Consider the following 7,464-nt stretch of genomic DNA (forward strand, 5'->3'; position numbering starts at 1 on the left):
CATTGCCGCACCTTACCTGAGGTAGAGGTGTTGCACTCAGTTTTTGCGGCCGCCAGGTCTATCGGGCTTTCAAGCGCGTTCAGTACGCTGTTGGGGGGGGCAGAAAGGCTATGAACTTTATGTTCTGAAAAGTCCCATCGTATCGTAGGAAGTTTATGCACCCATGCCAGATTAAACGCGAGAAAGAGTAACGCAATGACACTAAGCGTCATGCCGGTACTTAGCAGGGACCTCATGGTAGTCGCTCCTTCTCAGGCGTTTTTATAGTTGAGGGTTACGGTGGTCATCGTTAAAAATGCCCCTATGAGGCTGACAAAATATAAACCGTCGGGCAGTGTCAGTAGCCCGTTGTCAATGGCGTCAAAACGCATTGAGGGGCTCAGGGCAATAAAACTGTCCATGACCCAGATGGGGGCCTGATGATCCAGCGCGTCCAGAACGGAAGACACACCGCTGGCGGCAAGCAGCAAACACAGCGTCACGATAAAAATAACAAGGCGTTTATGGGTGAACGTGCAAATAAAACAGCCCACGGCCAAATAACTGCCCGCCAATAATGCGCTGGCCAGGTATTGAGAGGCGATGACACTGTTGTCTGGCGTGCCCAGGTAATGTGTCGCGATGACCAGTGGGAAGGTTAATAGCAATATCAGGGTTAAAACGGCCCAGGCCGCCAGAAACTTGCCGATCACTAATTCAGACGATGTGAGGGGCAGTGTCCTTAAAAAGTCCAGGCTGCCGTCTTTGTATTCGTCCGACCACAGTTGCGTGCACAACACTGGAACCAACAGCAGATAAAACCAGGGGTGAAACTGGAAAAACGCTTGCAGGTCGCGGCTGCCCGGCGCCAGCAGCGCGCTGGCCTGCCACCCTGCCGCCGTGGACAGGGCCAGGAAACAAGCACCGCTCAAGTAGGTGGCGGGCGCCGATAAAAAGCAGGTGAACTGACGCCTGAACACAACGGGTATCCGCTTCAATTGGCGGCCCCCTTGCTCAAGTGCTGAACAACGTCATTCAGGCGGCCCGGCTCCAGGCTCAGTGAGTTGATGTTCCAGCGCCGGTTGGCGATCAACGCGTTGATAGGCGGGTAAACGTTCTGCCCGGGCATGGCCAGAACAGTCACTGTGCCCGGGTTTTGGTGGTCTTCTTCAATGCCGGCAACCCCCGGCAAGACGGCCAGGGCCAGCAGGTCCAATGGCTTGTCCGCCGCCAGGGTGACGGCTCGATGGTGGCGGGAACTGCGTTGCAGTTCAGCCATCGGCGTGTCGGCCATCAACCGCCCGTTGGCGATCACCAGGGCACGCCCGCAGAGCCGAGCCAGTTCCTCGGGATGGCGCGACGCAACGATCACGGTCATTGGGTCGTTGAGTGATTTGACGAGGCGGATGATCTTGTTTTTTTGCGCGGCGTCCAACCCTTCGGTGGGCTCGTCCAACAGCAACAGTGCGGGATCGTGCAGGATGGCCTGGGCAATGGCCACCTTGCGTTTGAGGCCGTTGCAAAGGGTTTGGATCGGGTGGTGCAGGGCTTCGTAAAGCTCCAGCCGGGCGATGGCGCGGTCAACCGCCTTGCGTTTTTCCTGGCCTTGAAACCCGCGAACTTCGGCCATGAAATGGAGGAAGTTTCTTACGCTCATTGCATCATGGCTTAAGGAAAGTTCCGGTTGGTAGCCAACTAATTTCTTTATCTTCTGGTTATTGTTTCCTACAGTTAGATTGGCAATTTTTATCGTGCCCGACGACGGCTTGAGTGCGCCTGAGAGCATTTTAATGAGGGTTGTTTTACCTGCGCCGTCGTGCCCCAGTAAGGCCACGCTCTCTGCTGGGCCGGCCTGGAATGAAAAGTCATGGATAATGGTGTTGCCGTTCAGCTTTTTTGTAAGGCGAGTTATTTCGATCATAAGGGCTTTTTACTCGAAAAGTTGGCAGGGCGCAGGCGGGGCGAGAATGCTTGAGCAGTAAAAAACGATGAAGTAATAGCGGGTATTTGAATGAAAAAGGGTACGTTCAATACAGGCTGTTGGAAATGTAGGGTGCAGGGAATAAGACAAGTCCTACATGTGCACTGAAAGTCCCCTGAAACAATTGTTCTGTTACCGACGCTTTGTTTACTACCGGCCAGTTATCTGGCAAGTATTTAAAGCTTTGCCAATTCGTAATGAGGCCTGAACGCCATGATGTTGCTGCGTACCCTAGTTCTTGAACGCTCCGGGCAAGATGCGCCGGTCAATGGTGCATTGTTGTGTGGTTTTGCCGTGCCGCGCCTGTCTTCGAACTTTCTGGCCTACAGCCTGGATGAAGAAACGGAGCCAGGCAGTGCGCGGGTGTATATCGCCGCGTTACGCAGGAAGGCTGATCGGTATTTTTTAGGCAGCATCGACAACCAGGACGACCTGCAAACGGCCATGCTGGTGTTCAAACAGATCCTCACCCTGGCAGCGTCCGGCGCCCGGCCCTCAGGTGTTACAGACGCGGAAATCGCGTACCACTTTGTGGACCTCAAAGGCTGCAAGTTGCCGCCAGCCAGGACCGAGGACCATCATTCGCTGACCATCAAGAAGGCGCTGGTGATGAAGGTGATCACCTTGGGAACCTCCGTGGCAGGGTTGCCGGCCATCGAAAGCCATTCGCTGATCGTGCCTTCGATTCGTTTCTCGTCGCAGATGGTGTCGCCGCCCCGCGCGGCGGCGCGTGTGGAGGCGGTCGAGGTGCATTCGCCAGCCATACCGCCCGCGAGCCCGGAGGTGGCCAGCGTGACGCCCAGCGAGCCCCCGCCCGAGCCTGCCCCGTCCAAGGCAGAACCGGACGCGTTGTTTGAGGTGGACACCACACTGACCAGCCTCGCCCGCGTGGCTCAAGAACTCACGCAACAGAAACTGGCGGTGCTCAAGCAAGAGGACGCGCTGGAGCAGGCGCGTTTGCAGCTGCAACAGGAGAAAGATGACTGGCGCCGGGAGAGCCTTGAGGCCCTTGAGCGCAGCGCTGAAAAAGAAGCGTCCCTGGCGTTGCTGACGCAAACGCTGGACAGCCGCGAAGAGCACCTGGCGGACCGTGCTGCACTGCAACAACAGGAACAGGCCCGCCTGGACGCACAAGCCCACGATGTGGAAAGCCAACTGACGCAACTGCGCAATGATGAGCGAGCGTTGCGCCAGCGCGAGCACCAGGCGGCGGCCGTGTGGGCTCGCCTGCCCGGCCTGCGGGACACCCTGCGTGAAGTGCTTCACCGTCTCGATGACACCTTGGCGGCTGGCGACCAAGGCGAAACAAATCAGCCGCCGGTGTAGCTACGGTGCTGTGTTCCTTTATCATCGACTCCGGTCAAGCTGCTGCACCGATGAATTCATGGACACTTGCCGGAGACGGAACGCTTTTGAGTACCAAGCTGATTACCAAAGAAGGTCATGAGGCGCTCAAACAAGAGCTCGATTACCTGTGGCGCGAAAAGCGCCCTGACACCACGCGCAAGGTGACTTGGGCGGCGTCACTGGGCGACCGCAGTGAAAACGCCGACTACCAGTACAACAAGAAGCTTTTGCGTGAGATCGACCGGCGCGTGCGTTATTTGCGCAAGCGCCTGGAAGACATGCGCGTGGTGGAGTACATGCCGGAGCAGGAAGGGCGGGTGTTTTTCGGCGCCTGGGTGGCGATTGAGAACGAGCAGGGCGAAACCAAGCGGTTTCGCATCGTGGGGTATGACGAGATCTACGGGCGCATGGACTACATCTCCATCGACTCACCGATGGCCCGCGCCCTGCTGCGCAAGGAAGTCGACGATGAGGCCCTGGTGCAGACCCCCGGCGGTGAAGTGTGCTGGTGGATCACCGCGATCGAGTACTCCAAGTAACGCATTGGCCCGCAGGCCTTGACGCCTGCGGGCCAACGGTTTTCAGCCCTCGCGCAGCACCGCCAACGGGCTGGCATTGAGCGCCCGGCGGGTGCCGAAGACGCCAGCGCCACCGATCAGGACTGCGCCGATAACCGGCAGTAGCAATAACCACGGGTGCGGATGCCAGGCGAGGTCGAAGGCGTAGCGGTACAGCACCAGCGTGACCAACTCCGTGCCCAGCGCCGCCAGCAGGCCACTGACCGCACCCAACAGGCCGAACTCGATACGCCGTGCCTTCACCAGCAACCGGCGCTCGGCGCCTAGCGCACGCAGGAGGGCGCCCTGGCGAATACGTTCATCCAGGGTGGCCTGCAGGCCCGAGAACAACACCGCCATCCCTGCCGCCAGCACGAACAACAGCACATACTCCACGGCCAGGCTCACCTGCGCCAGGATGCTGCGCAACTGCTCGAGCAGCGCCTCTACTTGCAGGATGGTCACGGCCGGGAAGGCGCGGGACAGGTCGACGATCTGCTGATCATGGCCGGGCGCCAGGTAGAAGCTGGTCAGGTAGGTGGCGGGCAGGTCCTTGAGGGTGCCTGGCTGGAAGATCATGAAGAAATTGGGCTGGAAGTTGTCCCAGTTGATCTCCCGCAGGCTGGTGACCCTGGCCTCACGGTTTTCCCCGCCCACGGTGAACACCAGGTGATCGTCGAGCTTGAGCTTTAGGCTCTCGGCCACCTTGGCCTCCACCGACACCCCCGGAATGTCGCCGGTCGGTTGCGCCGACCACCAACTGCCCGACGTCAGCGTGTTGCCTGGCGGCAGGTCGGCGGCCCAGGTGAGGCTCAAGTCCCGCTGCACGGCGCGGTCGCCGCTGGAGTCTTTGCTGACGATCTGTTGCACCGGCTCGCCATTGATGCTGATCAGGCGCCCCGGCACTACCGGGTACAGCGGCGCAGCCTGCGCCTGCACGTCCAGCAGGCGCGCGCCAAAGGTGTCTTTGTCGGCGGGCAGGATGTTCAAGGCGAAATAGTTGGGGGCGTTCTTGGGCAACTGGTTTTGCCAGGTGTCGAGCAATTCGCCGCGCAACAGGGCAATCAAGCCCATGGACAAGAGGATGAGGCCAAAGGCCAGGGACTGGCCCGCTGCCGCCAGTGGGTGGCGCAACAATTGCCCCAAGCCCAGGCGCCAGGGCAGTGACGCCCGTGCCAGCAGGCGGCGCAGGCTTTGCAACAGCAGCAGGAGCAGGCCGCCGAGGATCAGCGCAGCCACCACACCGCCGCCCAGCAAGGCAAAGGTCAGCACGAGGTCCAGGCTCAAGCGCCACATGATCAGGCCCAGCGCGAACAGGGCCGCGCCGTAGACCATCCAGGTGCTGGACGGGATGGGCAGCAGGTCGCGGCGCAGTACCCGCAAAGGTGGCACGCGGCCCAGCGCCGCCAGCGGCGGCAAGGCGAAACCGGCCAGTGCCACCAGCCCGGTGCCGATCCCGGCGACCGCGGGCAGCAGCCCCCCGGGCGGTACATCGGCGGGCAGCAGGTCATGGAGCAGGTAAAACAACCCCAGTTGCGCCAACCCGCCCAGCAGCGCCCCCGCCAGGCTGGCGAGCAGGCCCAGCACGGCCAGTTGCAGGCTGAACAGCGTCATGGTTTCGCGCCGTGACAACCCCAGGCAACGCAGCAATGCGCTGGCATCAAAACGGCGGCTGGCAAAACGGTTGGCCGACAGCGCCACCGCCACGCCGGAGAGCAACACGGCCACCAGGCTGGCCATGTTCAGGTAGCGTTCGGCCTTGCCCAGGGCACCGCCGATTTGCTGGTTGCCGTCTTTGGCATCCTGCAAGCGCTGGTTGGCGGCCAGGCCCGGCTTGACCAGGTCGCGATAGGTTTGCAGCACCGTACTGGCTGGTGGCGCCCGCCACAGGTCGCGGTAGCTCACGCGGCTGCCGGGCTGTACTACGCCGGTGGCGTCCAGGTCGGCGAGGTTGATCATCACCCGGGGCGTGAGGCTATAGAAGTTGCCCGCACGGTCCGGTTCATAGGTGAGCACACGGCTCAGGCGCAGGGTTTTCATGCCCACATCAATCGTGTCGCCGATCTTGAGCCCCAGCGCCGTCAGCAAGCGTGCCTCGGCCCAGGCTTCACCCGGTTCGGGGCGCCCGCCGGGCGTTTCTGCACCAAAGGGCTCGCCCGCGCTTTTAAGCTCGCCGCGCAGTGGGTACTGCGCGTCGACCGCCTTGATGCTGGACAGTTGGATGCCGTTGTCGGTGGCAATCACGCTGGAAAACTCCACCGCCCTGGCGTGTTCCAGGCCCAGTTCGGTGCCGCTCTGGATCTGCTCCGTGCGTGCCGGTGAGCTGCCCTCCAGCACCAGGTCGGCGGCCAGGAACTCGGTGGCGCGCAGCAACATGGCACCGTTCAGACGCGGCCCGAAGTAGCCGATGGCGGTGCTGGCGGCCACCGCCACCAGCAAGGCAAAGAACAGCACGCGCAATTCACCGGCGCGGGCATCACGCAGCAACTGGCGCAGGGCCAGGTTAAACAGGCGCAACAGCGGCAAACGTGCCATCAAGGCTCCAGGGGCGCGACCATCTGGCCGGCTTCAAGACGGATCAGGCGTCGGCAACGATGGGCCAGGCGCTCGTCGTGGGTGACCAGCACCAGGGTCGTGCCGCTCTCTTTATTGAGTTCGAACAACAAGTCGCTGATGCGCTCGCCGGTATGGCTGTCGAGGTTGCCGGTGGGTTCGTCGGCAAAGAGTACGTCTGGCTCGGCAGCGAACGCGCGGGCGATGGCGACCCGTTGTTGCTCGCCGCCCGACAGTTGGCGGGGCGAGTGGGTGAGGCGCTGGCCCAGGCCGACCCGTTCGAGCAGGTGCCGGGCTCGCTCGCGGGCGTCGGTGCGGCCGTCCAGCTCAAGCGGCAGCATCACGTTTTCCAGCGCGTTGAGGCTGTCGAGCAGTTGAAATGACTGGAACACAAAGCCCACGTGCTCGGCACGGATGCGGGCACGCTGGTCTTCGTCAAGGGTGCTCAGGGCTTGGCCGGCGAGGGTGACTTCGCCGCCGCTGGGCAGGTCAAGGCCGGCCAGCAGGCCCAACAGCGTGGATTTGCCGGAACCGGAGCTGCCGACGATAGCCAGGCTATCGCCCTTGTTCAGTTCCAGGCTCAGTTCGTGCAGGATAGTCAGTTCACCTTCCGCGCTGGGAACCACTTTGCTAAGGTTTCGCGCGGTGAGAATGCTTGCGCCCATGGAGAATCCGATGCGAATGTGGTTTTTGAGTGCTGGTCTGGCCTTGCTGTGCATGGCCCAGAACGCAGCGGCGGGTACAGTCCTGATCGTTGGCGATAGTATCAGTGCCGGTTTCGGCCTGGATACCCGCAAAGGATGGGTCGCTCTGCTGGAGCAACAGCTCAAGCGCGAAGGTTTTGACGACAAGGTGGTCAACGCCTCGATCAGTGGCGACACCAGCGCCGGAGGCCTGGCGCGGCTGCCCGCGGCGCTTGCAGAGCATAAGCCGGACGTGGTGGTGATCGAGTTGGGCGGGAATGACGGCCTGCGCGGACAGCCTCCGGCGCAATTGCAACAAAACCTTGCGGGCATGATTCAGCAGTCGAAGAAGGCGGGGGCCAAG

General features: G+C 61.5%; 7 protein-coding genes and 1 pseudogene. 3 read left to right on the forward strand and 5 right to left on the reverse strand.

Going from position 1 to position 7,464, the window contains the following annotated elements; translation table 11 throughout:
• The 3 genes and pseudogenes from ACW9H9_RS27885 to ACW9H9_RS27895 form a co-directional block, all read right to left on the reverse strand.
• Positions 1-236: pseudogene (locus ACW9H9_RS27885) on the reverse strand (hypothetical protein); the annotation flags it as partial.
• Between the two features lie 15 nt (positions 237-251).
• On the reverse strand, positions 252-977 hold the full coding sequence (locus ACW9H9_RS27890; RefSeq protein WP_457346580.1) for an ABC transporter permease: 726 nt from the start codon (positions 975-977) through the stop codon (positions 252-254).
• Complete coding sequence (locus ACW9H9_RS27895) at positions 974-1,900, reverse strand: ABC transporter ATP-binding protein (protein ID WP_457346579.1); 927 nt, start codon at positions 1,898-1,900, stop codon at positions 974-976. The genes ACW9H9_RS27890 and ACW9H9_RS27895 overlap by 4 nt, the downstream gene beginning before the upstream one ends.
• Before the next feature lie 273 nt (positions 1,901-2,173).
• Between ACW9H9_RS27895 and ACW9H9_RS27900 the strand changes: the two genes are divergently transcribed.
• Positions 2,174-3,286: a hypothetical protein gene (locus ACW9H9_RS27900; protein WP_457346578.1), complete on the forward strand. Its 1,113-nt coding sequence runs from the start codon at positions 2,174-2,176 to the stop codon at positions 3,284-3,286.
• 86 nt (positions 3,287-3,372) lie between these two features.
• Positions 3,373-3,846 carry a transcription elongation factor GreB gene (greB, locus tag ACW9H9_RS27905; protein WP_457346577.1) on the forward strand — a complete coding sequence of 158 codons (474 nt, stop codon included), beginning with the start codon at positions 3,373-3,375 and terminating at the stop codon, positions 3,844-3,846.
• A gap of 42 nt (positions 3,847-3,888) precedes the next feature.
• On the opposite strand, the gene ACW9H9_RS27910 is transcribed toward greB, so the two are convergent.
• Together ACW9H9_RS27910 and ACW9H9_RS27915 are read right to left on the reverse strand one after the other, a co-directional pair.
• Positions 3,889-6,399: an ABC transporter permease gene (locus ACW9H9_RS27910; RefSeq protein ID WP_457346576.1), complete on the reverse strand. Its 2,511-nt coding sequence runs from the start codon at positions 6,397-6,399 to the stop codon at positions 3,889-3,891.
• The gene (locus ACW9H9_RS27915) at positions 6,399-7,082 is read right to left on the reverse strand and encodes an ABC transporter ATP-binding protein (RefSeq protein ID WP_457346575.1); all 684 of its coding nucleotides are present in this window, start codon (positions 7,080-7,082) and stop codon (positions 6,399-6,401) included. Before ACW9H9_RS27915 ends, ACW9H9_RS27910 begins: the two co-directional genes overlap by 1 nt.
• A 10-nt stretch (positions 7,083-7,092) precedes the next feature.
• On the opposite strand from ACW9H9_RS27915, the gene ACW9H9_RS27920 reads away from it, so the two are divergent.
• Positions 7,093-7,464: GDSL-type esterase/lipase family protein (locus ACW9H9_RS27920; RefSeq protein WP_457346574.1), on the forward strand; the 372-nt coding region annotated here is incomplete at its 3' end.

It is taken from the genome of Pseudomonas sp. SDO5215_S409 (genome assembly GCF_054071325.1).